Raw genomic sequence first — 25374 nt, 5'->3', positions numbered from 1 at the left:
GGCTAGACCTTCAGCCCCGACTCGATCGCGAAGACGACGAGCTGGGCGCGGTCACGGGCATGCAGCTTCACCATGGCGCGCGAGACGTGCGTACGGACGGTGTCCGGGCTGACCACGAGCTCGGCGGCGATCTCGGCGTTGGAACGGCCGGTGGCCACCCAGGCGACCATCTCCCGCTCCCGCTCGGTGAGGTCACCGAGACGCGGATGCGGGTTGGCGGCCCGGCGTGATGAGCCGAACTCCTCGATCACCCGCCTGGTCACCGTCGGGGCGAGCAGCGAGCCGCCGTCGGCGACGACCCGGATCGCGTCGAGCAGTGCGACCGGCTCGGCGTCCTTGAGCAGGAAGCCGCTCGCGCCCAGGCGCAGCGCCTCGAAGACGTACTCGTCGAGCTCGAAGGTCGTCAGCATCACCACCCGAACGTCCTGGAGGGATGCGTCGCGGGTGACCTGCTCGAGCATGCCGAGACCGTCGAGGACCGGCATCCGGATGTCGCAGAGCACGACGTCGGGGTGGGTGCGGCGCAGCATCGGCAGCGCGGCGCTGCCGTCGGAGGCCTCGCCGACGACCTCGAGGTCGGGCTCGGCGCCGATCATCGTCGCCAGGCCCATGCGGACAAGGGGCTGGTCATCGACCAGAGCAACTCTGATCATCTGATCCGTGCTGCTCATGCCAGCCCCTCCGCGCCACCCGCCGAGGACCCAGAAAGCGGGATGGAGGCCCGCAGCCGGAAGCCCCGTACCTCCGGCCCCGCCTCTAGGGTGCCCCCAAGTGCCTCCACGCGCGACCGCATTCCCACAATTCCCGTCCCAGAGCGCCTTTCTTTGCTCAGAATGTCCGATCCCCGCCCGTCATCGTGCACCGTCACGACCATCTCGGCGGTTTCCCCGGTGGTCGAGCCTGTCGAGCGTTGTATCGAGCTTGTCGAGATGACCACGACCGAGACGTCGGCGCGGGACGCTCCCGCATGCCGCAGCACATTGGTGAGCCCCTCCTGGACCACCGCGTACGCAGCCCGCTCGGCCTCCGCCGACGCCGAGGTCACCTCGAGCCGGAGCGAGACGTCCAGACCGCCGGTGCGCACCCGCTCGACCAGAGCGGGCAGGTCGGCGAGCCCGTGCTCCGGTGCTCGTGGCGCCGCCTCCGCGCCGGCCTCCGTATCCGGCCCCATGTCGGTCAGCCGGGCCAGCTGCCGGCGCAGCAGGTCGAGCGACTCCTTGCTCTCGGCCCGGATCGCCTCAAGGTTGCGACGGGCCGCCTCCGGGTCCCGGTCGAGCACGTGCAGGGCGGCACCGGCCTGCATCGCGATCACCGCGAGCCCGTGGCCGACACCGTCGTGCAGGTCGGCGGCCATCCGCACCCGCTCGTCGCTGACCGCGCGGCGCTGACGCTGGGCGCGGGCCTCGTTGCGGGAGCGCATCGCGGCCGCGACCGCACCGCACGCGGCGATCAGCGCGACCTGTCCGAAGGCCTGCCACTGGGACAGGTCGCCCTCCGGGCCGCCGCCGGGACCCCACGGACCACGGCCGCCGTCGAACCGCGAACTCTCGGTCGGGTTCAGCATGATCCCAGTGGCCACGAGCGCCGCCCCCGCAACCGCCCAGCCGACCCACCTGCGTGGCGGCAGCGACAACGCCGTCGCGAAGGTGACCACCGGCAGCGCCAAGAAAATCGGCCCGTCGGCGTAGCCCGCCGTGAAGTAGCCCCCGACACACGCGCCGCTCACCGCGACCGCCCACGCAGCCGGCCGGCTGAGCAGCACCGGGAGGACGGCGACGAGGGCGATCAGGGCGGGCAGCACGGCCGGCCCCCGGGTGTCCGCCTGGGCGTTGCTGCCCAGCGAGCCGACGAGCTCCGCCACGATGATCAGCCACGGGAGCCAATGACGACGGATCCGGAACATGGACACACCGTAGTTCGCGCGGGAGTCCGAGACGTACGACACAGGCGGCCAGCCGGCTACGCAGATCTGCGTAACCGGGAGCCGCCGCGACGCCGATGCCGACCCGGGGGCGGCCAGGAGAGCGTGAGAGGCATGAACGAACTCGTGGTTGAGACCGACGGGCTGACCAAGCGGTACGGCGACAGGCTCGCCGTCGACCGGGTCAGCATGACCGTCATGCGAGGCGAGGTGTACGGCTTCCTCGGCCCCAACGGGGCCGGCAAGACGACCACCTTGCGGATGATGCTCGGCCTGATCCGGCCCACCGCCGGATCGGCCAGCGTCCTGGGCCGGCCCGCCGGGCGACCCGACGTCACTGCCCGGATCGGCGCCCTGATCGAAGGCCCCGGCTTCTACCCCTACCTGAGCGGCCGCGACAACCTGCGCACGATGGCGCGCTACCAGGGCCTGCCGAACACCGAGGTCGACCGGGTGCTCGAGATGGTCGACCTCGCCGACCGGGCGAAGGACGCCTTCAAGGGCTACTCGCTCGGGATGAAGCAGCGCCTCGGTGTCGCCGCCGCGATGCTCGGCTCCCCCGACCTGCTCGTGCTCGACGAGCCCACCAACGGGCTCGACCCGGCCGGCATGGCCGACATGCGGGCCCTGGTCGTCGCGCTCGCCGGGGCCGGCCAGACCGTGATCCTCTCCAGCCACATCCTCGCCGAGGTGCAGGAGATCTGCGACCGCGTCGGCGTGATCGACAACGGCCGCCTGCTGCGCGAGTCGACCGTCGCCGAACTGCGCGGCGGCGCGACCCTCCGGGTCCGGGCCACCCCGGAGGACGCCGCGCTGGCCGCCGTCATGCGGCTGGCTGGTGACGAGGGCGTACGCCGCATCGGCAACGAGACGCTCGAGGTCGAGCTGCCGGCCACGGCGGCCCCCGACGTCGTACGTCACCTGGTCGCCCACTCCATCGATGTCCACGAGGTCACCGTCGCGGAGCGCTCCCTGGAGGACGTCTTCTTCGAGATGACCAGCAGCAAGGAGCTCGTGTCATGAACGCAATCGCCAACAGCACACATCGCCTCGGGCTCCGCTTCGGCAGCACCCGCGCCGAGATGCTCCGCCTGCGCAAGTGGTCGGCCATCTGGGTGATCGTCGGCGCCTGGCTGGCGCTCTCGCTCTCCTTCGGGTACGTCTTCAACTACGTCGCCTACAAGACCGGTGACGACAACTTCGCCGGTGACGGTGCCAGCAACGCCCAGCTGCTGGCCGAGCTGATGCCGAGCGCGATCCCGGACGTGATCGTCAGCGGTCTGCCGATGTTCGGCGGAGCGCTGGCGATGGTGGTCGGCGCCCTGGTCGCCGGCAACGGGTTCGGCTGGGGCACCTGGAAGACCGTCTTCACCCAGGGGCCGAGCCGGTTCGCCGCCGTGGGCGGCTCGCTGGCCGCGGTGACGATCTTCATCGTCGCGATGATGACCGCGACCCTGGCGCTGTGTGCGGGTGTCTCGGTCGCGATCGCCGCGACGGAGGGCGAGTCGATCACGATGCCCGCCCTGGGCGACCTGGCGCAGTCGTTCGGTGCCGGGTTCCTGGTGCTGGAGATGTGGGCGCTGCTCGGGTTCCTGGTCGGCGTGCTCGCCAAGGGACCGGCGCTCGCCGTGGGCCTGGGCCTGGTCTGGTCCCTGGTGGTCGAGAACCTGCTGCGTGGCGTCGGCAGCCTGCTCTCGGGCATCGAGACCGTCACTGACGCTCTCCCCGGCACCGCCGGAGGCTCGCTGGCGGGAGCCATCATCGGCGGTCCCAACGGGACTCCGGGAGTCCTCGACGCGATCTCCGGCGAGCGCGCGCTGATCACCGTTGCGGCGTACGTCCTGGTCGCCGTGGTTGCCGCGGTGGTCGTGATGAGGCGGCGCGACCTCGCCTGACCTCGGGAAACATGTCGCTAGCACACGCCGGGGCGGGTCCGTGACACGTCTCGGCGTGTGACCGACAATCGGGATGTGATCCTCGTTAAGTCTACTGTTTTGGTGGACAACAACCAGGTTGCCCGCTCTCAACGTCGAGACATCTCCGTCTAGAAGAGGTTCCCACCCGTGTCCTCCAACACGCCCGAGCCCACCCCGCTCATCGAGGCTCCCAAGTCCAAGCTCCCGCTGATCATCGGCATCGTCGTCGCCGCCGCGATCGTGATCGGCGGCCTCGCCTTCTTCCTCACCCGTGACGACGACTCCGCCGGCGACCTGACCAAGGTCACCATCGGTGTCGTCGGCGCCGACGACCCCTACTGGAAGACCTTCCAGGATGCCGCCCGTGAGGAGGGCATCGACCTCGAGGTCAAGAACTTCGGCGACTACAACCAGCCCAACCCGGCGCTGTCCGAGGGCGAGCTGGACCTCAACCAGTTCCAGCACATCATCTTCCTCGCTGACTACAACGTGCAGAACGACGACGACCTGGTCGCGCTCGGCTCGACCGCGACCTACCCGCTGGGCCTCTACTCCTCCAAGTACAAGAGCCTCGACGACATCAAGGCCGGCGAGACCGTGATCGTCCCCGACGACGAGACCAACCAGGCCCGCGGCCTGGTCCTGCTCCAGTCCAAGGGCCTGGTCAAGCTGACCGACGGCGGCACCCCGTTCAGCACCATCAAGGAGGTCGACACGGCCGCCTCCAAGGTGAAGATCAAGGCCGTCCAGGCCTCGATCACCGCCTCCTCGCTCCCCGACGTCGCCGCGGCCATCATCAACAACGACTTCGTCGAGGACGCCGGCCTGAAGTTCGAGGACGCGCTGGCCACCGACGACCCCTCCGACCCGAAGGCGCTCCCCTACGTCAACATCTTCGCCGTACGCGCCGAGGACAAGGACAACCCGACCTACAAGAAGCTCGTCGAGATCTTCCAGACCAACGAGGACGTCCAGCAGGGTGTCTACGAGACCTCGGGCAACACCGCCGAGCTGGTGAAGATCCCGGTCGGGGACCTGCAGAAGTCGCTCGATGAGACCGAGAAGCAGGTCGAGGAGCGTCAGTGACGCACTCCGCCACCGTTGCGGAGCCGCTGGTGCGGCTCCGCAACGTCACCAAGACCTATCCGGCGGCCAGGGGGCGCACGGAGGTCCGGGCGGTCGACGACGTCGACCTGGACATCGCCGCCGGTGACGTCCAGGCGATCGTTGGCTACTCCGGTGCCGGCAAGTCCACCCTGGTACGCGTGCTCAACGGCCTCGAGCCGGCCACCTCGGGCTCCATCCAGGTCGGCGGCACCGAGCTCGTCGGCCTGCACGAGCGCCAGCTGCGGCCGATCCGACTCGGGATCGGGATGATCTTCCAGCAGTTCAACCTCTTCGAGTCGCGTACGGTCTGGGGCAACCTGGCCTACCCGCTGCAGATCGCCGGTGTCGCCAAGGCCGAGCAGCAGCGCCGGATCTCCGAGCTGCTCCACTTCGTCGGTCTCCCCGACAAGGCCCACACCTATCCGCGCAACCTCTCGGGCGGGCAGAAGCAGCGCGTCGGCATCGCCCGCGCACTGACCACCAACCCCTCGCTGCTGCTCGCCGACGAGGCCACCAGCGCGCTCGACCCGGAGACGACCCACGAGGTGCTGCGGCTCCTGAAGCGGGTCAACGAGGAGTTCGGCACCACCATCGTCGCGATCACCCACGAGATGGAGGTCGTCCGAGAGCTGGCCGACCACGTCGCCGTCATGGAGAACGGGCGGATCGTCGAGTCCGGCGCCGTCTACGACGTCTTCTCCGCGCCGCGGCAGCCGGTGACCCGGCGCTTCGTCGGCACGGTGGTGGACGACGAGCCCGCGCCCGAGGCGCTGGCCGCGCTGCGGTCGCGGCACCCCGGCCGGTTCGTGAAGGTCGAGCTGCGCGAGGGCGGACCCCGCCAGACCGACATCTTCGCCGTCCTCCTCGAGCGCGGGATCGCCTTCGAGCTCGTCTTCGGCGGCATCGAGGAGATCCGGGGCGCCACCTTCGGGAATCTGACGCTCGCCCTCGACGGGCCCGCATCCTCGGTCGACGAGGCCGTACGCGAGCTGTCCGCCCTCGTCACCACCAAGGAGGTGTGATGCTGACCGCTCTCCCCACCGACACCCGGCTCGGCGGGCTCTGGCCCGACATCTGGCAGGCCACCGGCGAGACGCTGCTCATGGTGGCGCTGACGATGCTGATCGGCGGCACCCTGGGGCTGCTGCTCGCGCTCGGGCTCTATCTGACCCGCAAGGGCGGGCTCTACGAGAACGCCGTCGTCTCGGTCGTCCTCAACGTGCTGGTCAACTTCTTCCGGCCGATCCCGTTCATCATCTTCATCGCGGCCGTCCAGCCGGCCGCGCGGCTGATCGTCGGCACCGGGATCGGGATGCCGGCGGTGGTCTTCTCGCTGATCCTCGCCGCGATGTTCGGGATCGCCCGGATCATCGAGCAGAACCTGGTGACCGTGCCTCCGGGAGTCATCGAGGCGGCCCGTGCGATGGGTGCGAGTCGCGCCCGGATCGCCGCGACCGTCGTCCTTCCCGAGGCGCTGGCGCCGATCATCCTGGGCTACACCTTCGCCTTCGTCGCGGTCGTCGACATGTCCGCGGTCGCCGGCCTGATCGCCGGCGGCGGCCTGGGCAGCTTCGCCCAGACCTTCGGCTACCGGCAGTACGACCCGACCGTCACCTGGGTCTGTGTGCTCATCCTGGTCGCGCTGGTGCAGGTCATCCAGCTGATCGGCAACACGCTGTCGGCGCGGATCCTGCGCCGCTGACGCCGAACGCTCAGGCGCGAGCCAGGATCTCGCCGTGGAGGACGGAGAACCAACCGTCCTCCGCCTCGGCCCACGACCGCCACCCGTCCGCAACCCGGGCGAGGTCGGCGGTCGTGGCGTCTTCGGAGGCGACGAGCTGGCGGGCCACCGCCGAGTCGGTGAACCGGTCGGCCCACATGCCGCCCCACCAGGCCCGGTCCTCGGGGTCGGCGAAGCACCACGTGCTCGAGGAGGCGTCGACGTCGGTGAAGCCTGCCGCGCGTGCCCAGGAGACCAGCCGCCGGCCCGAGTCGGGCTCGCCGCCGTTGGCCCGCGCGGCCCGCTGGTAGAGCCGCAGCCACTCGGTCAGCTCGGCCGACTCCGGCCACCACACGAAACCCGCGTAGTCGCTGTCACGCACCGCCACCAGGCCACCGGGCTTCGTCACCCGCCGCATCTCCCGCAGCGCCTGCACCGGGTCCGCCACGTGCTGCAGCACCTGATGCGCGTGCACAACGTCGTACGCCGCGTCCTCGATGCTCAACGCGTGCACGTCCTCGACCCGGAAGTCGATGTTGGTGACGCCACCGGCCTCGGCCGCCTGGCGGGAGAGCCCGAGCTCGGTCTCCCCGATCTCGGTCGCGGTCACCTGAGCGACCCGGCCGGCGAGATCCAACGTGATCGTGCCCGGCCCGGCGCCCACGTCGAGCAGCCGCTGCTCAGGGCTCAGCCGCGGCAGCAGGTACGCCGCGGAGTTCTCCGCCGTGCGCCACCTGTGCGAGCGCAGCACCGACTCGTGGTGGCCATGGGTGTAGGTCGACATGCGCCGACCCTACGCGCGAAATCCCGAAAAGTGAGACGCGAATATCGCTATGCGGACAGACGCGGGAGCGGCGCCTCGGCGCAGCCCATCCGCCGGCGGGCGAACAGCACGCCACCCACGAGCGCGCCGAGGAGCAGGGTGTTGACCACGATCACTACACCGGTGTCGAACGGCGCCGCACCGCCTCCGGGCCGCGCGTCCTCGGGCGCGACCTCGTGACGGTCGAGCACGACCTGGCTCTGGTCGGAAGCACGCGGCTCGTCGGCCGTCGCCGAGCTCAGCGCCGCGGAGGCGAAGACGACGGCGACCATCCCGGCGAGCAGAATCCGCAAGGTGCGACTCATCATGCTCCCGAGCGTGAGCGCCGGTCCCGTCAGGAACCCGACGCACACCGTCCCTACCGGCAACAACCCGGTGAACAATCAGAACCGCTCCGCGTGGAGCTCCCCGCTTAGGTCCTGGCGAAGTCGTTGCTGATGTCGAAGAACCAGACCGTCGAGTCGGTGCACACGATCCGGTCGAGCTTGCCGACCGCCACCTGCGAGCGCGGCGTCTTCCCCGAGGCGAGCACGACGTCGTAGGCATCGCTGGTCCGCAGCACCGACCACGGCTCGGACTCGGTGCCCTCGCCGGTGCTGATGATGCTGTCGAGCGCCGCCTGCGCCAGGATCGACTCGCGCTGGGCCTGCTCGACGTTGCCGAGACCGCGCTGGGCATCGGCGAGGGCGGCGTGAGCCGAGGGACTGAAGATCGCGCCGGGCATGAGCGCGTGCACGGCGGACACGGCGCCGGCGTAGTCGCCGACCGACATCATCGGGGCGACCAGCTCGGTGATCTCGAGATCGGGCCTGAAGTTGGGAGCCTCGAGGATCGCCTCACGCAAGGCCCTCAGTGACTCCGGGCTGGGTTCGCGAAGATAGACGTCAAGCAGCTCTGCGTACGTAGCCAACAGGGGTCCCCCTTGAATAACGGTCGCCGTGCACGGTAGCCAATGGTGCGGCCACGTGGGGCGGTTGACAACGATTATGCGCCCTTTTGTGACCCGGAAGTTGCGCGGTCCGCAGGGAGATTGCGTGGGTGGGGCCGCCGTCGCGAGCGTCGCGAGACGGGTGCGATGGCAAGGCGGAGCCTCGAAGGCGGTCTGGTTGCACCGCCGAGAGGCGACAACGCGGCCAGCGCGCCCGTATCGTGGCGCGCAGCAGGCGGGCCCACCCACGCGATCTCCCTACTATCGCCAGCCGAGACCGGGAGCGACGTGGGTCAGGATGCTCTCCAGGACATGGGCGTTGTAATCGACGCCGAGCTGGTTCGGCACGGTGAGCAGCAGCGTGTCCGCTGCCCGGATCGCCTCGTCCTCGGCGAGCTCCTCGACCAGCACGTCGGGCTCGGCGGCGTAGGAGCGCCCGAAGATGGCCCGGGTCTGGTCGTCGATGTTGCCGATCTGGTCCTTGGTCTGCCGGTCGAGGCCGAAGTAGCGCCGGTCCTCCTCGTTGACGAGGGCGAAGATGGAGCGTGAGACCGAGACTCGCGGCTCGCGCTCGTGTCCGGCCTCCTTCCAGGCCTCGCGGTAGGCCTCGATCTGCTCACGCTGCTGGATGTGGAACGGCTTGCCGTTCTCGTCGGTCTTCAGCGTCGAGCTCTGCAGGTTCATGCCGAGGCCGGCGGCCCAGCGAGCGGTCGCGAGCGAGCTGGAGCCCCACCAGATCCGGTCGCGCAGCGTCTCGGAGTAGGGCTCGACGCGGAGCTTGCCGGGCGGGTTGGGGAACATCGGCCGCGGGTTGGGCTCGGCGAACTGCGTGCCCTCGATGATCTTGAGATAGGTCTCGGTGTGGGCGCGGGCCATGTCGGCCTCTGAGGCGTTCTCGCCGGGCTCGTAGCCGAAGTAGCGCCATCCCTCGATGACCTGCTCGGGTGAGCCGCGGCTGATCCCGAGCTGGAGGCGCTCGCCGGAGATCAGGTCGGCCGCCGCGGAGTCCTCGGCCATGTAGAGCGGGTTCTCGTAGCGCATGTCGATGACGCCGGTGCCGATCTCGATCTTCGAGGTGCGGGCGCCGATCGCGGACAGCAGCGGGAACGGCGAGGCGTACTGGCGCGCGAAGTGATGGACCCGGAAGTACGCCCCGTCGACGCCGAGCTCCTCGGCAGCGACCGCGAGGTCGATGCCCTGGAGCAGCGCGTCTCGTGCCGACTGCGTCTGCGAGTAGGGCGACGGTGTCCAGTGGCCGAAAGACAAGAATCCGATGTTCTTCACAGGTAGTAGAACCCTCAACAGTCCCACAGGATTCCCTCGAGCCGGGGTCAGGCGGGGCCTGGTCACGTCCGGCGGAGCGACCGGGACCTTCGCCTCTGGGTGTTCTGCACTCCGGAACTGTCTCCGTCTCGACACCACCTTGTCGGTGGTCGTGTGGCGGTCGGCGTTCTGTTTTCATTCCATCAACACGCCAAGTGGGCCGTCGTACGTGCCGTAAAGCGGACACCTACACAGCATCAACAGGAGCCCCTTATGAGTTTATCTATCGGTCGACCGAATAATCATATCGGTCGACTGACCAGGGAAAACATTGTCTCGGCGTGTTGTCCGAGCTCTTCCGAAGTCGCGGATTATCGTGTTACATATCAGGCAGCTTCACCGATGCAGTTTCACCGATATAAGGCCGACCAACATTCTCTGGGGGATGAATTAGTTATGTGGGACACCGTTGAGGTGCAGAGCTTCACGCTTTCTCACGACATGCCGTGCCGCGACTGCGGTCACGCACGTCACCGCTTCTTGCCGTGCGACTCCGACTGCGACTGCCGCGCCCACGAGGTCGCGGAGCTACTGGAGGTCGCCGGCGCTCGCTGAACGACCTGACGTCAGCTGTCTCGGGCGTCCAGAACGGTGACCACCGCATCGCGGTGGTCACCGTTCTTTTGTTCGAAAGTCGGCGCAGCTCGAGATCGAGTCGGGTCGCGGAAGCGGATCGTCCGCAACCAGGTTCAGGATCGCCTCATGGACATCGTTCTGGTACCCGGCCTCTGGCTGGACGCATCCTCATGGGACCTCGTCGTCCCCCACCTGACCGACGCCGGCCACACCGCCCGCCCGGTCACGCTCCCCGGCCTCGAGTCGGCCGAGACCGACCGGTCCGGCGTGCATGTGGCCGACCAGGTCGCCGCCGTGGTGGCAGCCATCGACGAGGCGGACGCGCCCGTGATCCTCGTCGGACACTCGATGGGCTGCGCGGTGGCCGGTGCGGCGCTCGACGCGCGCGTCGACAAGGTCTCGACCGTCGTCTACGTGGGCGGCTGGCCCGCGGAGCCGGGCATGATCCCGGGCAAGAACTTCCCGACCGACGGCGCCGACCTGCCGCCGGTGCCGTGGGAGGAGTTCGAGGAGGCAGACGTACGCGACCTCGACCGCGCCACCTTCGAGGCGCTGCTGCGGCCCTCCCCCGCCAGTCTGACCTCCGAGCCGTTCGAGCTCGGCGACGAGCGGCGCTACTCCGTCCCGGCGGTGTTCGTCTGCCCCGAATACCGGGCTGCCGACCTGAAGGAGTGGGTCGCCGACGGCACCGAGTCGGTTGCCGCGATCCCGAAGCACAAGGACGTCACCTACGTCGATCTGCCGACCGGCCACTGGCCGCAGCTGTCGAAGCCGGCCGAGCTCGCCGCCATCATCGCCCGGGCAGGCGCGTAGGCGGGCGTCGGGTAGCGTCGGGTGCGTGCGCACCCGGCTCGCTGCCCTGACCGCCATCGCGGCCCTCTCGGCTCTTGTCGCCGGCTGCGGGGGTGATCCGTCCTCGGACCCCACCCCCAGCCCGTCGGCAACGCCGACGGCATCATCGTCACCGGTCCCGACGACGTCGCCGCTCGACGACGCGTCGGTGCCGCTGGCCGAGCGTCTCACCCGGGCGATGGCGACGGTCGCCTCCGGGGAGCCGGGAGCCGAGGACGTACGCGATGCGGCGCTGTTCGAGCAGACGACCGCACGCAACCTCGCCCGCGGGTCTAAGGCGAAGGCCGACGACGTTCTGGGTGCGCTGGACCGTGCCGACCGCGCCCAGCTCGCGTCGGACATCGCCGCTGCTCGCGAGCTCATGGCGATGACCGACCCGCAGCCGAAGCTCCCGGACTGGAAGATCCTGACGCCACCGCCGCCGGACGAGCTCCGGCCGCTCTACCGCAGGGCGCAGCAGGAGACCGGGACGCCGTGGGAGTACCTCGCAGCCGTCCACCTGGTCGAGACCCGCATGGGACGCATCCGCGGCACCAGCACCGCGGGCGCCCAGGGCCCGATGCAGTTCCTGCCCTCGACCTTCGCCCAGTACGGCGCCGGCGGCGACATCAACGACCCCGGCGACGCGATCATGGCGGCGGGCCGGATGCTCGCCAACAACGGCGCCCCCGGCGACATGACCGGCGCGCTGTGGTCCTACAACCACTCCGACCGCTACGTGGCGGCCGTCAGCGCCTATGCCGAGCGGATGAAGCGGTCCCCCGCTGCGTACGACCTCTACTGGCACTGGCAGGTTCTCTACCGGCACCAGGACGGCACCATGCTCCTGCCCGAGGGTTACCCGGGCGAGAAGGCCGTACGCATCGCCGGCTAGTAGGGGCGCTCGACGGCGTACTGGACCAGGCTGACGTCCTCGCCGCGGTAGGTGTCGGTGCCGTGGCGGCCGGTCTCGATGAAGCCGGTGGCGTCGAAGAGCTTCTTGGCACGGGCGTTGGTCTCGTGCGTCTCGGCCCAGATCCGGGTCAGGTCGAGGACGGAGAAGCCGTAGGTGAGCGCGGTCTTGATGGCGCGCTGGCCGAGGCCCTGGCCCCAGCGGGAGCTCGGGCCGATGGCGATGCCGAGCTCGCGGGTGTCGGGGGCCAGGCCGTGGAGATCGGCGTAGCCGACGACCTCCTCGTCGACCTCCACGGCCAGCCGGATGAGCTCGGGCGGCGGAGCGTCGATCAGACGGCGCCAGTGGCGGAGGTGGCCGTCGCGGTCGCGCTCCGGCCAGCCGTTGGCGACCCGGAACTCCTCATCCTCTGCCCAGGCGGCGTAGACGTGTTCGTCACCCGGTGACAGCGGGCGCAGGCGCATGGTGTCGGTGCGGGGCATCGACCGAGTGTCGCAGACGAACGGCTCGGTCGATCCCCCGCCCGGGATCTGATCAGTAGGTGAGCTGGACCTTGGTCGCGAGGCGCTCGTCCATCAGGCGGTAGCCCTCGGCCGCCTCGGAGAAGGGCAGCGCCTTGTCGAAGACCAGGCCCGGGTTGATCGTGCCCTCGAGCGTGAGCCGCAGGAGGTCGGGCAGGTAGCGGCGTACCGGAGCCATCCCGCCCTTGAGGCCGACGTTGGTGCGGAACAGGGCGTTGACCGGGAGGTTGACGTCGTGCGGGACGCCGACGAACCCGACGGTCGCGCCCGGTCGGGCCACCTTCGAGGCGGTCTTGAAGGACTGGTCGGTGCCCACGCACTCGAGGACGTAGTCGGCGCCGATGCCACCGGTGAGCTCGCGTACGGCCGCCTCGCCCTCCTTGCCGCGCGCGGCGACGATGTCGGTGGCACCGAACTTCTTGGCGATCTCCTGGCGGGCCTCGTGGCGCGACATCGCCACGACCCGCTCCGCGCCGAGCTGGGCGGCCGCGAGCACGCCGCACAGACCGACCGCGCCGTCGCCGACGACGACCGCGGTGCCGCCCTTGGCGTCGGAGCCGACGCCGGACATGACCGCGGCGTGCCAGCCGGTGGCCATCACGTCGGTGAGGGCGAGCAGGTCGGGGTACATCGACGGGTCGGGCGTCTCGTCGAGCTTGACCAGGGAGCCGTCGGCCTGGTTCACCAGCGCGTACTCGCTCTGGCCGCTGACCGTGAAGCCGAGGTTCTCGCAGACCGACTGGACCCCGGCGAGGCAGTGCGGGCAGGTGTTGTCGCAGTGGTCGAACGGCACGATCACGAAGTCGCCGGGCTTGAAGTCGCGTACGTCTGAGCCGACCTCCTCGATCACGCCGATGCACTCGTGACCGATGGTGCGGGGCTCGTCGATCTCGCCGTTGGACCCGCGGTAGTTCCACAGGTCGGAGCCGCAGATGCAGGAGCCCACGACCTTGACGATGGCGTCGGTGGGCTGTGTCAGAGCAGGATCGGGTACCTGGGTGAAGCGGATGTCGCCCACCCCATGGATCGTCGTCGCGCGCATGGTGGCATCCTGTCACCCGGCGTAAAGAGATGTTGCACACGGTGGCCGTTCCACGAGCCAGGCAACAGCCCTGAAACGAAACGCCGACACTTCGCGGGGAATCCAGGCTTATCTCATATATGAGTTACGGTGGTGCACCATGACCGACGGATACAAGGGTCGTATCGGGAATCTGATTCGCGATGCGCGCAAGCACAAGGGCCTCACCCAGGCACAGCTCGCTGACCTTCTCAACACCAGCCAGAGTGCGATCAACCGCATCGAGCAGGGGCAACAGAACCTGTCCCTCGAGATGATCGCCCGGGTCGGTGCCGCGCTCGACTCCTCCCTGGTGGACATCGGGGCCGGCCCGACGCACCTGCGCGTCACCGGTCCGACGACGCTGTCGGGTGAGATCACGGTCAAGACCTCCAAGAACGCCGGTGTGGCGCTCCTGGTCGGCTCGCTCCTCAACCGGGGCCGTACGACGCTCCGCAAGGTCGCCCGCATCGAAGAGGTCAACCGCATCATCGAGGTGCTCAACTCGATCGGCGTGCAGACCCGCTGGCTCAACGACGACAACGACCTCGAGATCGTCCCGCCCAAGGAGCTGCGCCTGGACGCGGTCGACGAGGCCGCGGCCCGCCGCACCCGCTCGGTGATCATGTTCCTCGGCCCGCTGCTGCACCGCCTGGACACCTTCGAGCTGCCCTACGCCGGCGGCTGCAACCTCGGCACCCGCACCGTCGAGCCGCACATGTCCGCTCTGCGCCCCTTCGGCCTCGAGGTCAAGGCGACCGACGGCGCCTACCACGCCAGCGTCAACCGGGAGATCCAGCCGGGCCGCCCGATCGTGCTGACCGAGCGTGGCGACACCGTCACCGAGAACGCCCTGATGGCCGCCGCGCTGCACCCGGGCACCACGGTGATCCGCAACGCCTCCTCCAACTACATGGTCCAGGACCTCTGCTTCTACCTGCAGAAGCTGGGCGTCGAGGTCGAGGGCATCGGCACCACCACGCTCCGCGTCACCGGCCGCGAGGTCATCGACGTCGACGTCGACTACGCGCCGAGCGAGGACCCGATCGAGGCGATGTCGCTGCTGACCGCCGCGATCGTGACCGACTCCGAGATCACCATCAAGCGCGTGCCGATCGAGTTCATGGAGATCGAGCTGGCGACGCTGGAGGAGATGGGCTTCAACTACAGCCTCTCCGAGGAGTACCTCGCCCTCAACGGCAAGACCCGCCTCGTCGACATCGACACCAAGCACTCGGTCCTGCACGCGCCGCTGGACAAGATCCACCCGCTCCCCTTCCCCGGCCTCAACATCGACAACCTGCCGTTCTTCGCCGCGATCGCCGCGGTGGCGCAGGGTCAGACGCTGCTGCACGACTGGGTCTACGAGAACCGGGCGATCTACCTGACCGAGCTCAACAAGCTCGGCGGCAACGTCACGCTGATGGACCCGCACCGGGTGATGATCGAGGGCCCGACGCACTTCTCCGGCACCGAGATCGTCTGCCCGCCGGCGCTGCGTCCCGCCGTCGTCGTGCTGCTCGCGATGCTCGCCTCGAAGGGCACCTCCGTGCTCCGCTCGACCTACGTCATCGCCCGCGGCTACGAGGACCTCGCCGAGCGTCTCAACCAGCTCGGCGCCAACATCACCGCCTTCCGCGACATCTGAGGCACCTGAGTCTGCGGGCTCATGTGATCCGTCCCTCACGGGTGGTTAGATGCTCCCCGTGAGGGAGCAGCAACGACGCGTACGCGCCTATGCGCACCGTGGTGGAGCGCTCCATCCCGACCTGGTCGGGATGGAGAACACCATGGAGGCGTTCCGGCATGCGGTGGAGCTCGGCTACACCCATCTCGAGACCGACGTGCACGTCACCCGCGACGGCGTCCTGCTCGCCTTCCACGACGAGGCGCTCGACCGGGTGACCGACGTCAGCGGGCTGATCGCGGAGATGACGTACGCCGAGGTGCAGGCCGCCCGCATCGGCGGCGAGCACGGCGTGCCGACGCTGGCCGAGCTCTTCGAGGCGTTCCCCGGGGTCACCTTCAACATCGACCTCAAGTCCGACGGAGCGGTCGGTGCGCTGGCCGAGCTCCTCGCGGCGACCCGTCACGAGGACACGGTCATCGTCGGCTCGTTCTCGGCGCGCCGGATCAAGGAGTTCCGGCGTCTGACCGAGGGGCGCGTACGCACCTCGGCGAATCCTCGGGAGGTGCTGGCCTACGTGCTCGCCCCCACCACCGGGATCGCCAGGCGGCTCGCGGGCGGACAGTTCGACGCCTTCCAGATCCCGCACCGCCACCGCCTTTTCGGTCCGCTCTCCGTCCGAGTGGCATCGCGTGGGCTGGTACGCCGCGCCCACAAGGCCGGCAAGGAGGTCCACGTCTGGACCATCGACGACCCGGCCGAGATGAAGCGGCTGCTCGAGCGCGACGTCGACGGGCTGATGACCGACCGCACCGACGTCCTGAAAGCGTTCCTCGAGGAGCGTGGGCTGTGGGAGGCTGAGCCGTCTCGGGCTGAGCCCACCGACGAGGCCGAATCCGTAGAGCATGGCGAGGAGCCCGAGAAGTGACCACATCAGCCGGGATCGGCGACTTCAGGCCCGTCGAGCGGGCGCGGGAGCAGAAGGGCTGGTTCTTCACCGACTGGGCCGTCTCCGCCTTCCAGACGACGGTCGCCGGGGTGCTGTTCGCGCCCTACCTGATCGAGATCGCGAAGGCCGCCGCCGTCGACAACCGCATCGACGTGCTGGGCCTCTCGATCGCGCCCGGCGCGCTGCCGTCGTACGTCATCACCTTCTCCACACTCCTCTCGGCGCTCATCTACCCGCTGGTCGGCGCGATCGCCGACCGCACCTCCCGCAAACCGGACCTGATGGCCGGCTTCGCCTGGGCCGGCGCGCTCTGCGCGGCACTGCTGTTCTTCATGACCGGGGACAACTGGTGGTTCGGGTCGATCATGTTCATCATCGCCAACCTGTGCGCGGGGGCGGCGGTGGTCGTCAGCGACTCGATCCTGCCGCTGATCTCGACCGAGAACGAGCGCGACCGGGTCTCCTCGATCGGCTGGGCCTACGGCTACGCGGGCGGCGGGCTGCTGCTCGCCGTCAACTTCCTCCTGGTCACCTTCGCCGACCCGCTCGGGCTCGGCACCGCGCTGGCGGTGCGGATCTCGATGCTCTCGGCCGGCTTGTGGTGGGCGGGGTTCATCATCATCCCGTGGCGCCGGATCCGCCGGCACGAGCCCGCCGACGTCGAGGACGTCTCCGGTGGCGTCGTGGCGCGTTCCTTCGGCCAGCTGTTCGTGACCCTCAAGGAGCTGCCGCAGTATCCGGTCGCGCTGACCTTCCTGCTGGCGTACCTCTTCTTCAACGACGGCATCCAGACCGTGATCAGCTCGGCCTCGACCTATGGCGTCGAGGAGCTCGGGTTCGAGACCGGCACGATGCTCGGGATCTACCTGCTGGTGCAGTTCGTCGCCGTCGGCGGTGCGATCTTCTTCGGCCGGCTGGCCAAGAGCTTCGGCGCCAAGCGGGTGATCCTCGGCGGCCTGGGCGGCTGGATGCTGATCGTGGTCGTGGCCTACTTCGTGCCGGAGAAGAGCCTCACCCCGCTGCTCGTCGTCGCGGTCGGCATCGGGCTGGTCATGGGCGGCACCCAGGCGCTGGCGCGGTCCTACTTCTCGCTGTTCATCCCGGCGGGCAAGGAGGCGGAGTACTTCAGCCTCTACCACGCCATGGACCGCGGCACCTCCTGGCTCGGGACGCTGGTCTTCGGGCTCGTCTACCAGCTCACCGACTCCTACCGGCCCGCGATCCTGGCGCTGATCGCCTTCTTCGTCCTCGGTGGCGCGTTGCTGGCGCTGGTGAACACAGCGAAGGGCATCGAGCAGGCGGGCAACCGGGCGCCCGAGAGGGTCTGAGAGCGCTCCTGGCCGCTGGCGGTTTCGGGACACCGCCCGCTCAGGACTCTCTCAGGGAGATCCGCAGGTCAGGCGGGCCCTGTGTCGAACAACACGGCGAGGATCTCGACAATTCACGGAATCATCACCTCCTCTGTACCGTTGACGGTGTGAAGAGGCCTGACCGGCCTGCGTCATGAGTCCGCAGACCGCTTCGCTCTTCAGCTCATTCAACGGGGGACGATCGACTCAGGAGGTGCTTCATGGCCGAGCGCACGTTGCGCGGCGCCCGACTGGGCGGACAAAGTTTTGAGGACGAACGCGGGATCGAGTTCGCGGGCCGCCAGCAGGTGGCCTACCGGTGCCCGCAAGGCCACGACTTCGAGATCACGATGTCGGACGAGGCCGAGGTTCCGGCGATCTGGGAGTGCCCGCGCTGCGGGATGGAGGCTCTCAACCTCTCCGGTGCCAAGCCCGAGGAGAAGGCCGAGAAGCCGGCGCGTACGCACTGGGACATGCTCCTGGAGCGGCGCTCGGAGAAGGAGCTCGAGGACATCCTCAAGGAGCGCCTCGACCTGCTTCGCGGCGGCGAGATCGGCCCGGCTCACCTGCACCGCAAGGGACCGGGCAAGAAAAAGGCCAACGCCTGACTTCTGACAGCCAGATACGCCGAAGGCGGCCTCCCGACTGGGGGGCCGCCTTCGGCGTATCTGGAGGCGTGTCTAGGCGATGTTGTCCTTGTCGATGACCTCGCCGGTGACGATGTCGTCGTTGCGGGGCCGGGCGCCCGGACCGAAGGTCGAGGGCATCGCGGCCGTGACGAGGCGCTTCTGCACGACCGTGGCCAGGATGCGTCGGAAGAACGGCCGGGTGAACGGCAGGATCAGGACGATGCCGAAGATGTCGGTCACGAACCCCGGGCTGAGCATCAACGCACCGCCGAGCAGGATCAGCGCACCGTCGGCGATCTCGTTGGACGGCAGCTTGCCCGAGGAGAGCGCCGTCGTCAGCGCGTTCCAGGCGCGCGAGCCCTCGCGTCGCATCAGCCAGGCACCGAAGATCGAGTCGGCGACCAGCAGCAGGATCGTCCACCAGACACCGATCACCTGACCGACCTGGATGAGCACGAACAGCTCGACCAGCGGCATCACCAGGAACAGCAGCACCAGCACCCAGGAGAGCCTGCGGCGTCGCGTGGTCATCGACGGCCTCCCACGAGACGCTCCAGCCCGAAGCGGCGCAGCAGCCGGAGCAGCTGCTCACGGCGCTCGGCCAGGCCCCAGCGGGTCACCCGGCGCATCGACTCGGCCGCGACCGCGGGGCTCATCTTCGACTCGCCCCGGACCCGCTCGATGAACTGGATCGGCACCTCCTTGACGGTGAGGCCGGCCCGCAGCGTACGCGTCACCATCTCGGTCTGGAAGACATAACCGGTCGACTCGACGCTGTTCAGCTGCAGCTTCTCGAGCGTCGTACGCCGGAAGAGGCGGTAGCCCGCAGTGGCGTCGTGGACGCCGATGCCCAGCAGGAGGCGGACGTAGAAGTTGCCACCGACCGAGAGCAGGCGTCGCGACAGCGGCCAGTTGACCACCGAGCCGCCGCGGACCCAGCGGGCGCCGATCACCAGGTCGGCGGAGGTCAGCGCCTCGAGCAGCAGGTGGAGCTCCTCGGGCTGGTGGGAGCCGTCGGCGTCCATCTCCCCCACGACGTCGTAGCCCTGCTCGAGCGCCCATCCGAACCCGTGGAGGTACGCAGCCCCCAGCCCGGCCTTCTCGGTGCGGTGCAGCACATGGATCTGCTCGTCGTTGTCGGCCAGCTCGTTGGCGATCGTGCCGGTGCCGTCGGGTGAGCCGTCGTCGACGATCAGTACGTCGACGCGCGGCTGCGCCTTGCGCAGCCGTCCCACGATCCAGGCGAGGTTGTCCGCCTCGTTGTAGGTCGGGATCACCATCACCGCCCGGCCGATCTCGGTCCAGGGTGGAAGCTGCTCGTTCGTCACGTACGCCGGCCTTGTCAAGGAATGGGGTGGAAGTCACAGGATATCCGTCCCCCGGTCGAACCCAAGATCCTCGCGCCGTGAAGACCAAGGCGAGCAGACGACACCAAGCCCAGCAATCCAGCACCGGAGCGTCCCTCGTCTGGACGCAGCGCAGTGAGGAGCGCAGCGACGAACGAAGCGGAGGAAGACGAGGGTGAAGCGGAGGTGCTGCGCGAATTGCGAAGCAATCGCAAATAACACAGAGCGCGGGAGGACCCAGACGATCTTCGGGCCGTTCCGATCCCTGCTGGATGCAGGGAGACGATCGTTGTCTAAGGGCGCCTTTGCCCTCCCGCGTTGCCCTCGCGGTCGTTGACCGCGCCCGCGAAAACGGAACGAAGGTATGCCTGGCTCGACACCCCCCGACCCGATTCGTCGAGCGCCGGTCCGCCGACCGCGACTCTGCATGGGCGAACGTTGCCACCATCACCCGCTGGCTCGGCGTAAGTCAACACGCCGCTGACCTGCGGAAACATATGTTTCCGCAGGTCAGCAACAGCCTGGCGGACGCGAAAAAGCAACGAATTACCGGGGAACCTCGGCGTGTCGCCTGCGGGTACCCGTCGCGGCGATCAGGGAACGACGACAGTACCGCGCGCGGAGGTGGCGAGGATCGGCTGGTCCAGCATCTCGGCGGCACCGGGACGGTCCTCGGTGGCGGCTCCGCGGGCCACGACGTACACGGCGAACTCCATCACCCGGGACCGCCGGCCGGCCTTGGTGAGCTCGCAGGTGATCTCGAGGATGTCGCCGGCACGTACGGGCGCCTTGAACTGGACGTCGTCGTAGGAGGCGAAGAGGCCTTCGTCGCCGTCGGTGAGGATGCACATCTCGGTCGCGACGTCGCCGAAGAGGCCCAGGCTGTAGGCGCCGTCGACCAGGTTCCCGGCGTAGTGGGCGTGGGAGTAGGGCACGTAGCGGCGGTGGACGACCTTGGTTCCGATGCTGGGCCCGTTCTGGGGCGATGTCATGCGGCGGGCTCCTTGGCGGTGGTGCGGTGGACGAGATAGGAGGCGACCTCGGCGGGGGTGGTGCCGCGGCCGAAGATGCGGTCGACGCCGAGCTCGGCGGTCATCGACTCGTCGAACCGGGGCCCGCCGACGACGAGCAGCGGCCGCTCCCCTGCCGGATAGGCCTCACGGAACGCGGCGGACATCTCCCGGGTGTTGAGCAGGTGGGCGTCGCGCTGGGTGACGACCTGGGAGACCAGCACGGCGTCGGCGCGCCGGGTGACGGCGGCGTCGACCAGGGACGGCACGGAGACCTGCGCGCCGAGGTTCACGACCTCGATCTCCTTGTAGTACTCCAGCCCCTTCTCCCCCGCGAACCCCTTGATGTTGAGGATCGCGTCGATGCCGACGGTGTGGGCGTCGGTGCCGATACAGGCACCGACGACGACCAGCGGGCGCCGCAGCGTCTCCTTGATCACCGCGTTGGCCTCCTTGGGCGTCAGCAACGGGAAGTCGCGCTCGACGACCTGCACCTTGTCGGTGTCGACGAGGTGGTTGACCTGCCCGTAGACGACGAAGAAGGTGAAGTCGTCGCCCATCGGCTTGGAGTGGACGACCATCGCCGGCTCCATGCCCATCTTGTTGGCCAGCTGCAGCGCGGCGCCGTCGGCGACCTTGCTGTGCTTGATCGGCAGCGTGAAGGAGAGCTGCACCATCCCGTCGCCGGTGGTGTCGCCGTACGGCCTGATGATGGTCACTTGCCCTCCAAGATGTCGCTGGCCGGGTTGTAGTACGCCTCGGACTTCTCGGCCACGCCCTCGAGTCCCTTGCCGGCGTCGGCGGGGCGCTTCATCAGGCCGAAGGTGCCGTCGGCGATGGCGTCCAGGAGCCCGTTGGGCTCGTCGATGATCTTCCCGAGCAGGTCGATCGACTCCCCCAGCACCTCGCGGGCCCGGTTGGCGATGAACCCGTCGGGAGCCGGGTGGAAGTCCTCGCCGAGGCGCCCGGCCGCGTCCATCACGTACCGGACGTTCTGCAGCGCCAGGTCGCGGTCGGAGAGCCAGGGCGTCACGACCGCCTCGGTCATCATCCCGACCAGCAGGATGCCCTGGTCGGTCATCGCTCCGGCGAGGTTGAAGAACCCGTCGAGCAGGTAGCCCTTGAAGATGTCGCCGGTCATGTGGCGGGTCGGCGGCATCCACTTCAGCGGAGCGTCGGGGAAGATCGTCTTCGCCAGCAGCGCGTGCGCGAGCTCGAGCCGGAAGGAGTCCGGTACGTCGGGGTTGATCTCGAAGGCGTGACCGAGGCCCAGCTGCCAGTCCTCGAGACCGGCCTCCTTGGCGAAGTACTCGTTGAGCAGCTGGCTCGTGGTGACGGTGTGGGCCGCCTCGACCGCGTCGGCGGTGGTGAGGTAGTTGTCCTCGCCGGTGTTGATGATGATCCCCGCGCGGGCGTGGATCTGGCGCGAGAGCCGCTGGTCGACGAACGTACGCACCGGGTTGATGTCGCGGAACAGGATCCCGTACATCGAGTCGTTGAGCATCATGTCGAGACGCTCCATGCCCGCCAGCGCCGCGATCTCCGGCATGCACAGCCCGCTCGCGTAGTTGGTGAGGCGTACGTAGCGACCCAGCTCGCGGCTCGTCTCGTCGAGCGCGGCCCGCATGAGCCGGAAGTTCTCCTGCGTCGCGTACGTCCCGGCGAACCCTTCCCGGGTCGCCCCCTCGGGCACGTAGTCGAGGAGCGACTGGCCGGTCGAGCGGATGACCGCGATGATGTCGGCGCCCTCGCGGGCGGCTGCCTGTGCCTGCGGGATGTCCTCGTAGATGTCACCGGTCGCGACGATCAGGTAGATCCATGGCTTGCGGGGTGCGTCGCCGATCTCGGCGATCATCCGCTCACGGGCCACCCGGCTGGCGTCGAGCCGGGAGATGCCGACCCCGACCGCCTCGCGGGCGTGCTTCGCGGCCAGCTCGGCCTCGGCACCCTCGGGCAGGTGGAAGGTCACCTGGCCGGCTGCGGCCTCCTCGGCGAGGCGGGCCAGGTCGTTGTCGTGGGCGGCCAGCGCGTGCCACACCGGCAGGGCGATGCCGTGCTCCAGGCCGACGTCGGCACGCACCGCGTCGACCAGGTGGTTCACCCAGGGGGTGCCGTCCGGGTCGGCGCCGGCGAGCCCGGCCAGCCGCAGCGTGGCTCGCTCCACCGCGACGGTGGTGTGCCGCTTCGCCATCTCCACGATCGGCTCCCCGGCACGCGTGGCCAGCTCACGGGCGCGGGCGATGGTGCGTGGGTCCAGGTCGAGTCTCACTGGGCCAGTCTCCCCTCGAACAGTGCCCGGACCCCGGCATCGGCACGGAGAAGATCCAGCGCGTAGACCGCGTGGCCCGGGACGTAGCCGTTGCCGACCAGCATCGTGACGTCGGCGGCGAGGCCCTCGGCACCGAGCGCTGCTGCGGAGAAGGAGGTGGCCATCGAGAAGAAGATGACGGTGCCCCGATCGGCGGTGGCGAGGATGGCGCCGCCCTCGCAGCCGGGCACGTCGACGCAGACGACGGTGACGTCGGCGGGGCCACCGGCCTTGACCACCGCGTCGCGCAGGGCCACCGGGTTGCGGGCGTCGGCGACGACGACCTCGTCGGCCAGGCCGGCGTCGCGAAGACGCTCGGCCTCGGCCTCGGTCGGGACGACGCCGATCAGGTGGCGGGCTCCGGCATCACGGGCCGCGGCCAGGGACAGCGACCCGGACTTGCCGCCGCCACCGATCACGGCGACGACGCCGTCGACGTAGCGCTCCGAGACGACCCTCCGGGTCAGCGCCGGGGCACCGCAGACGTCCATGACCGACAGCGCCAGCTCCGGGGCGAGATCGTCGGGAAGGACTGCGGCGATGGAGCGGCCGAACAGGATGGCGTAGCCGTCGCACGGCACCTGCTCGGAATCACCAGCCCAGCCGGCGAGCCCGTCCTCGATCACCAGCGGGGTCAGCGTCAGCGACACCAGGGTCGCGACCCGGTCGCCGGCCTTCAACCCCAGCGGGGATTCCGGGCCGACCTCCTCGACCACGCCGACGAGCATCCCGCCCGAGCCGGTCACCGGGTTCTGCATCTTGCCGCGGTCGGCGACGATGTCGAGCACCTCGCGGCGTACGGCTTCCCCGTCGCCGTCGTGCGCGGACTCCAGCTGCCGGAAGGAGGCGGCGTCGAGGTTCAGCCGCTCGACCCGGATCCGCACCTCGTCGGGCCACAAGGTCTTTCGGGTGTCGAGTCTTCGCGCCGCCTGAGGCAGCGGCAACGAGCCGGCCACCGGCTCATCGAGCACCCGGTGCAGGCCTGTCGGGTCAGAAGTGGTCATCGTCGTACGCCTCCTTGCGTCCATCTCACGCCGGACCCTACCAGCGATGGATGGAAGAATTGCGGCCTAGGCTTGCTAACACCGGAGGATCTCCCGCTATGGTGGAGAACATGACGGCAACCATCGAGCCCACTACCCGAGACGGACAGCCCTACGCCTACCAGCGTGTCGAGCTGGTCGAGCCCGACTGGACCCGGTTCCCGGGGTGGGCCGACGTGACCGAGGAGCAGTGGCGCGACGTGCAGTGGCAGCGCGTCAACTGCATCAAGAACGTGCGCCAGCTGCGTGCCCTGATGGGCGATCTGCTCGAGGAGCGCTTCTACGCCGACCTCGAGAAGGACATGGCCGAGCGCGCGACCATGTCGATGCTGGTGCCGCCGCAGATGGTCAACACGATGGTGGTCTCGACAAGCTCGACCACCGATCCCGGCGAGTTCACCGATGCGTTCTACGCCGACCCGATCCGCCACTACATGATCCCGGTCTTCTCCGACCGCCGCACCGACTGGCCCTCGCACCCGCAGGCGAGCCGCGACTCGCTGCACGAGCACGACATGTGGGTCGCCGAGGGGCTGACGCACCGCTACCCGACCAAGGTGCTCGCCGAGCTTCTCTCCACCTGCCCGCAGTACTGCGGCCACTGCACCCGGATGGACCTGGTCGGCAACTCGACCCCTGTCATCGACAAGCTCAAGCTCACCGGCAAGCCGGTCGACCGCCACGAGGCGATGCTCGACTACCTCCGCAACACCCCGCAGGTGCGCGACGTGGTCGTCTCCGGCGGCGACGTCGCCAACCTGCCCTGGCCGCGGCTGGAGGACTTCCTCACCAAGCTGATGGCGATCGACAACATCCGTGACATCCGGCTGGCCACCAAGGGCCTGATCGGACTCCCCCAGCACTGGCTCCAGGAGCCGCTCCTGGAGGGGATGAGCCGGGTGACCAGCATCGCCCGCGAGCGCGGTGTGTCACTGGCCGTCCACACCCACGCCAACCACGCCAACTCGGTCACGCCCCTGGTCGCCGAGGCGTCCAAGGCGCTGATGGCGGCCGGGGTTCGGGACGTACGCAACCAGGGTGTGCTGCTCGCCGGCGTCAACGCCGACAGCCACTCCCTGCTCGACCTCTGCTTCCGGCTGCTCGACGGCGCGCAGATCATGCCCTACTACTTCTACATGTGCGACATGATCCCGTTCTCGGAGCACTGGCGCGTCTCGGTCGCCGACGCCCAGCGGATGCAGCACGACATCATGGGCTACCTGCCCGGCTTCGCGACCCCGCGCATCGTGTGCGACGTACCTTTCGTCGGGAAGCGCTGGGTCCACCAGCTCGCCGACTACGACACCGAGCGCGGCATCTCCTACTGGACGAAGAACTACCGCACCTCGATCGAGGCGTCCGACTCCGAGGCGCTGACCAGGACCTACGAGTACTACGACCCGATCCACACGCTGCCCGAGTCGGGCCAGGAGTGGTGGCGCACCCACGCCAAGTGATCGAGATCGCCCGGCTC

26 protein-coding genes are annotated in these 25374 nt (G+C 69.0%); 12 read left to right on the top strand and 14 right to left on the bottom strand.

Annotated features, from left to right (window positions below; all coding sequences use genetic code 11):
• Positions 1-2 precede the first annotated feature (2 nt).
• Both HD557_RS12820 and HD557_RS12815 read right to left on the bottom strand, forming a co-directional pair.
• Complete coding sequence (locus HD557_RS12820) at positions 3-671, bottom strand: response regulator (RefSeq protein ID WP_008359674.1); 669 nt, start codon at positions 669-671, stop codon at positions 3-5.
• Positions 668-1903, bottom strand: a complete 1236-nt coding sequence (locus tag HD557_RS12815; RefSeq protein WP_196874141.1) for a sensor histidine kinase — start codon at positions 1901-1903, stop codon at positions 668-670. Before HD557_RS12815 ends, HD557_RS12820 begins: the two co-directional genes overlap by 4 nt.
• 132 nt (positions 1904-2035) lie before the next feature.
• Here HD557_RS12815 and HD557_RS12810 point away from each other — a divergent pair, with 132 nt between their 5' ends.
• From HD557_RS12810 to HD557_RS12790, 5 genes are all read left to right on the top strand, one after another.
• The gene (locus HD557_RS12810; RefSeq protein WP_196874140.1) at positions 2036-2944 is read left to right on the top strand and encodes an ATP-binding cassette domain-containing protein; all 909 of its coding nucleotides are present in this window, start codon (positions 2036-2038) and stop codon (positions 2942-2944) included.
• Positions 2941-3816 carry an ABC transporter permease gene (locus tag HD557_RS12805; RefSeq protein ID WP_196874139.1) on the top strand — a complete coding sequence of 292 codons (876 nt, stop codon included), beginning with the start codon at positions 2941-2943 and terminating at the stop codon, positions 3814-3816. Before HD557_RS12810 ends, HD557_RS12805 begins: the two co-directional genes overlap by 4 nt.
• A 168-nt stretch (positions 3817-3984) precedes the next feature.
• Positions 3985-4923 (top strand): MetQ/NlpA family ABC transporter substrate-binding protein, encoded by a 939-nt coding sequence (locus tag HD557_RS12800; protein ID WP_196874138.1) that lies wholly within the window; start codon positions 3985-3987, stop codon positions 4921-4923.
• Complete coding sequence (locus HD557_RS12795) at positions 4920-5966, top strand: methionine ABC transporter ATP-binding protein (protein ID WP_196874137.1); 1047 nt, start codon at positions 4920-4922, stop codon at positions 5964-5966. The genes HD557_RS12800 and HD557_RS12795 overlap by 4 nt, the downstream gene beginning before the upstream one ends.
• Positions 5966-6646 carry a methionine ABC transporter permease gene (locus tag HD557_RS12790; protein ID WP_196874136.1) on the top strand — a complete coding sequence of 227 codons (681 nt, stop codon included), beginning with the start codon at positions 5966-5968 and terminating at the stop codon, positions 6644-6646. Before HD557_RS12795 ends, HD557_RS12790 begins: the two co-directional genes overlap by 1 nt.
• A gap of 10 nt (positions 6647-6656) precedes the next feature.
• Here HD557_RS12790 and HD557_RS12785 read toward each other — a convergent pair whose 3' ends face one another.
• From HD557_RS12785 to HD557_RS12770, 4 genes are all read right to left on the bottom strand, one after another.
• Positions 6657-7448 carry a class I SAM-dependent methyltransferase gene (locus HD557_RS12785; protein ID WP_196874135.1) on the bottom strand — a complete coding sequence of 264 codons (792 nt, stop codon included), beginning with the start codon at positions 7446-7448 and terminating at the stop codon, positions 6657-6659.
• A gap of 47 nt (positions 7449-7495) precedes the next feature.
• Positions 7496-7795: a hypothetical protein gene (locus HD557_RS12780; RefSeq protein ID WP_196874134.1), complete on the bottom strand. Its 300-nt coding sequence runs from the start codon at positions 7793-7795 to the stop codon at positions 7496-7498.
• A gap of 104 nt (positions 7796-7899) precedes the next feature.
• Positions 7900-8397, bottom strand: coding sequence for a hypothetical protein (locus HD557_RS12775; protein WP_008359693.1), 498 nt, complete (start codon positions 8395-8397; stop codon positions 7900-7902).
• Between the two features lie 279 nt (positions 8398-8676).
• Positions 8677-9681 (bottom strand): LLM class flavin-dependent oxidoreductase, encoded by a 1005-nt coding sequence (locus HD557_RS12770; RefSeq protein WP_231380270.1) that lies wholly within the window; start codon positions 9679-9681, stop codon positions 8677-8679.
• A gap of 759 nt (positions 9682-10440) precedes the next feature.
• Between HD557_RS12770 and HD557_RS12765 the strand changes: the two genes are divergently transcribed.
• On the top strand, positions 10441-11127 hold the full coding sequence (locus tag HD557_RS12765) for an alpha/beta fold hydrolase (protein WP_196874133.1): 687 nt from the start codon (positions 10441-10443) through the stop codon (positions 11125-11127).
• Between the two features lie 25 nt (positions 11128-11152).
• Positions 11153-12040 (top strand): lytic transglycosylase domain-containing protein, encoded by an 888-nt coding sequence (locus tag HD557_RS29000; RefSeq protein WP_196874132.1) that lies wholly within the window; start codon positions 11153-11155, stop codon positions 12038-12040.
• Here HD557_RS29000 and HD557_RS12755 read toward each other — a convergent pair.
• Both HD557_RS12755 and HD557_RS12750 read right to left on the bottom strand, forming a co-directional pair.
• Positions 12037-12540 (bottom strand): GNAT family N-acetyltransferase, encoded by a 504-nt coding sequence (locus HD557_RS12755; RefSeq protein WP_008359703.1) that lies wholly within the window; start codon positions 12538-12540, stop codon positions 12037-12039. The two genes, HD557_RS29000 and HD557_RS12755, sit on opposite strands and share 4 nt — an antisense overlap.
• A 52-nt stretch (positions 12541-12592) precedes the next feature.
• Positions 12593-13621 (bottom strand): zinc-dependent alcohol dehydrogenase family protein, encoded by a 1029-nt coding sequence (locus tag HD557_RS12750; RefSeq protein WP_008359706.1) that lies wholly within the window; start codon positions 13619-13621, stop codon positions 12593-12595.
• 139 nt (positions 13622-13760) lie between these two features.
• Between HD557_RS12750 and HD557_RS12745 the strand changes: the two genes are divergently transcribed.
• The 4 genes from HD557_RS12745 (at position 13761) to HD557_RS12730 (ending at position 18172) form a co-directional block, all read left to right on the top strand.
• Positions 13761-15287 carry a UDP-N-acetylglucosamine 1-carboxyvinyltransferase gene (locus tag HD557_RS12745; protein ID WP_165112579.1) on the top strand — a complete coding sequence of 509 codons (1527 nt, stop codon included), beginning with the start codon at positions 13761-13763 and terminating at the stop codon, positions 15285-15287.
• Between the two features lie 58 nt (positions 15288-15345).
• On the top strand, positions 15346-16194 hold the full coding sequence (locus HD557_RS12740; protein WP_196874131.1) for a glycerophosphodiester phosphodiesterase: 849 nt from the start codon (positions 15346-15348) through the stop codon (positions 16192-16194).
• Positions 16191-17543: an MFS transporter gene (locus HD557_RS12735; RefSeq protein WP_008359712.1), complete on the top strand. Its 1353-nt coding sequence runs from the start codon at positions 16191-16193 to the stop codon at positions 17541-17543. Before HD557_RS12740 ends, HD557_RS12735 begins: the two co-directional genes overlap by 4 nt.
• Before the next feature lie 242 nt (positions 17544-17785).
• Positions 17786-18172 carry an RNA polymerase-binding protein RbpA gene (locus HD557_RS12730; RefSeq protein ID WP_008359714.1) on the top strand — a complete coding sequence of 129 codons (387 nt, stop codon included), beginning with the start codon at positions 17786-17788 and terminating at the stop codon, positions 18170-18172.
• A 72-nt stretch (positions 18173-18244) separates the two neighbouring features.
• Here HD557_RS12730 and HD557_RS12725 read toward each other — a convergent pair whose 3' ends face one another.
• From HD557_RS12725 to HD557_RS12700, 6 genes are all read right to left on the bottom strand, one after another.
• The gene (locus HD557_RS12725) at positions 18245-18724 is read right to left on the bottom strand and encodes an FxsA family protein (RefSeq protein WP_196874130.1); all 480 of its coding nucleotides are present in this window, start codon (positions 18722-18724) and stop codon (positions 18245-18247) included.
• The gene (locus HD557_RS12720) at positions 18721-19521 is read right to left on the bottom strand and encodes a polyprenol monophosphomannose synthase (protein ID WP_307785614.1); all 801 of its coding nucleotides are present in this window, start codon (positions 19519-19521) and stop codon (positions 18721-18723) included. The genes HD557_RS12725 and HD557_RS12720 overlap by 4 nt, the downstream gene beginning before the upstream one ends.
• 611 nt (positions 19522-20132) lie before the next feature.
• Complete coding sequence (locus tag HD557_RS12715; RefSeq protein ID WP_196874129.1) at positions 20133-20531, bottom strand: hotdog domain-containing protein; 399 nt, start codon at positions 20529-20531, stop codon at positions 20133-20135.
• Complete coding sequence (locus tag HD557_RS12710) at positions 20528-21268, bottom strand: lysine 5,6-aminomutase subunit beta (RefSeq protein WP_196874128.1); 741 nt, start codon at positions 21266-21268, stop codon at positions 20528-20530. Before HD557_RS12710 ends, HD557_RS12715 begins: the two co-directional genes overlap by 4 nt.
• Positions 21265-22818, bottom strand: a complete 1554-nt coding sequence (locus HD557_RS12705) for a lysine 5,6-aminomutase subunit alpha (RefSeq protein WP_196874127.1) — start codon at positions 22816-22818, stop codon at positions 21265-21267. Before HD557_RS12705 ends, HD557_RS12710 begins: the two co-directional genes overlap by 4 nt.
• Positions 22815-23861, bottom strand: a complete 1047-nt coding sequence (locus HD557_RS12700; RefSeq protein WP_196874126.1) for an L-erythro-3,5-diaminohexanoate dehydrogenase — start codon at positions 23859-23861, stop codon at positions 22815-22817. The genes HD557_RS12705 and HD557_RS12700 overlap by 4 nt, the downstream gene beginning before the upstream one ends.
• A 110-nt stretch (positions 23862-23971) precedes the next feature.
• On the opposite strand from HD557_RS12700, the gene HD557_RS12695 reads away from it, so the two are divergent.
• Positions 23972-25357 carry a KamA family radical SAM protein gene (locus tag HD557_RS12695; protein WP_231380269.1) on the top strand — a complete coding sequence of 462 codons (1386 nt, stop codon included), beginning with the start codon at positions 23972-23974 and terminating at the stop codon, positions 25355-25357.
• Positions 25358-25374 lie beyond the last annotated feature (17 nt).

Origin of the sequence: Nocardioides luteus, from assembly GCF_015752315.1 — a bacterium.
In the GTDB taxonomy this organism is placed as follows: Bacteria; Actinomycetota; Actinomycetes; order Propionibacteriales; family Nocardioidaceae; genus Nocardioides.
Note: the sequence above shows the minus strand (reverse complement) of the source record. Positions and strands in the feature narration are given on the sequence as shown.

Coding starts and splice junctions, on each gene's coding strand:
- HD557_RS12780 (WP_196874134.1), bottom strand. CDS start 7,795: ATGATGAGTCGCACCTTGCGGATTCTGCTCGCCGGGATGGTCGCCGTC.
- HD557_RS12700 (WP_196874126.1), bottom strand. CDS start 23,861: ATGACCACTTCTGACCCGACAGGCCTGCACCGGGTGCTCGATGAGCCG.
- HD557_RS12715 (WP_196874129.1), bottom strand. CDS start 20,531: ATGACATCGCCCCAGAACGGGCCCAGCATCGGAACCAAGGTCGTCCAC.
- HD557_RS12755 (WP_008359703.1), bottom strand. CDS start 12,540: ATGCCCCGCACCGACACCATGCGCCTGCGCCCGCTGTCACCGGGTGAC.
- HD557_RS12750 (WP_008359706.1), bottom strand. CDS start 13,621: ATGCGCGCGACGACGATCCATGGGGTGGGCGACATCCGCTTCACCCAG.
- HD557_RS12815 (WP_196874141.1), bottom strand. CDS start 1,903: ATGTTCCGGATCCGTCGTCATTGGCTCCCGTGGCTGATCATCGTGGCG.
- HD557_RS12730 (WP_008359714.1), top strand. CDS start 17,786: ATGGCCGAGCGCACGTTGCGCGGCGCCCGACTGGGCGGACAAAGTTTT.
- HD557_RS12805 (WP_196874139.1), top strand. CDS start 2,941: ATGAACGCAATCGCCAACAGCACACATCGCCTCGGGCTCCGCTTCGGC.
- HD557_RS12765 (WP_196874133.1), top strand. CDS start 10,441: ATGGACATCGTTCTGGTACCCGGCCTCTGGCTGGACGCATCCTCATGG.
- HD557_RS12785 (WP_196874135.1), bottom strand. CDS start 7,448: ATGTCGACCTACACCCATGGCCACCACGAGTCGGTGCTGCGCTCGCAC.
- HD557_RS12820 (WP_008359674.1), bottom strand. CDS start 671: ATGAGCAGCACGGATCAGATGATCAGAGTTGCTCTGGTCGATGACCAG.
- HD557_RS12725 (WP_196874130.1), bottom strand. CDS start 18,724: ATGACCACGCGACGCCGCAGGCTCTCCTGGGTGCTGGTGCTGCTGTTC.
- HD557_RS12810 (WP_196874140.1), top strand. CDS start 2,036: ATGAACGAACTCGTGGTTGAGACCGACGGGCTGACCAAGCGGTACGGC.
- HD557_RS12790 (WP_196874136.1), top strand. CDS start 5,966: ATGCTGACCGCTCTCCCCACCGACACCCGGCTCGGCGGGCTCTGGCCC.
- HD557_RS12695 (WP_231380269.1), top strand. CDS start 23,972: ATGACGGCAACCATCGAGCCCACTACCCGAGACGGACAGCCCTACGCC.
- HD557_RS12745 (WP_165112579.1), top strand. CDS start 13,761: ATGACCGACGGATACAAGGGTCGTATCGGGAATCTGATTCGCGATGCG.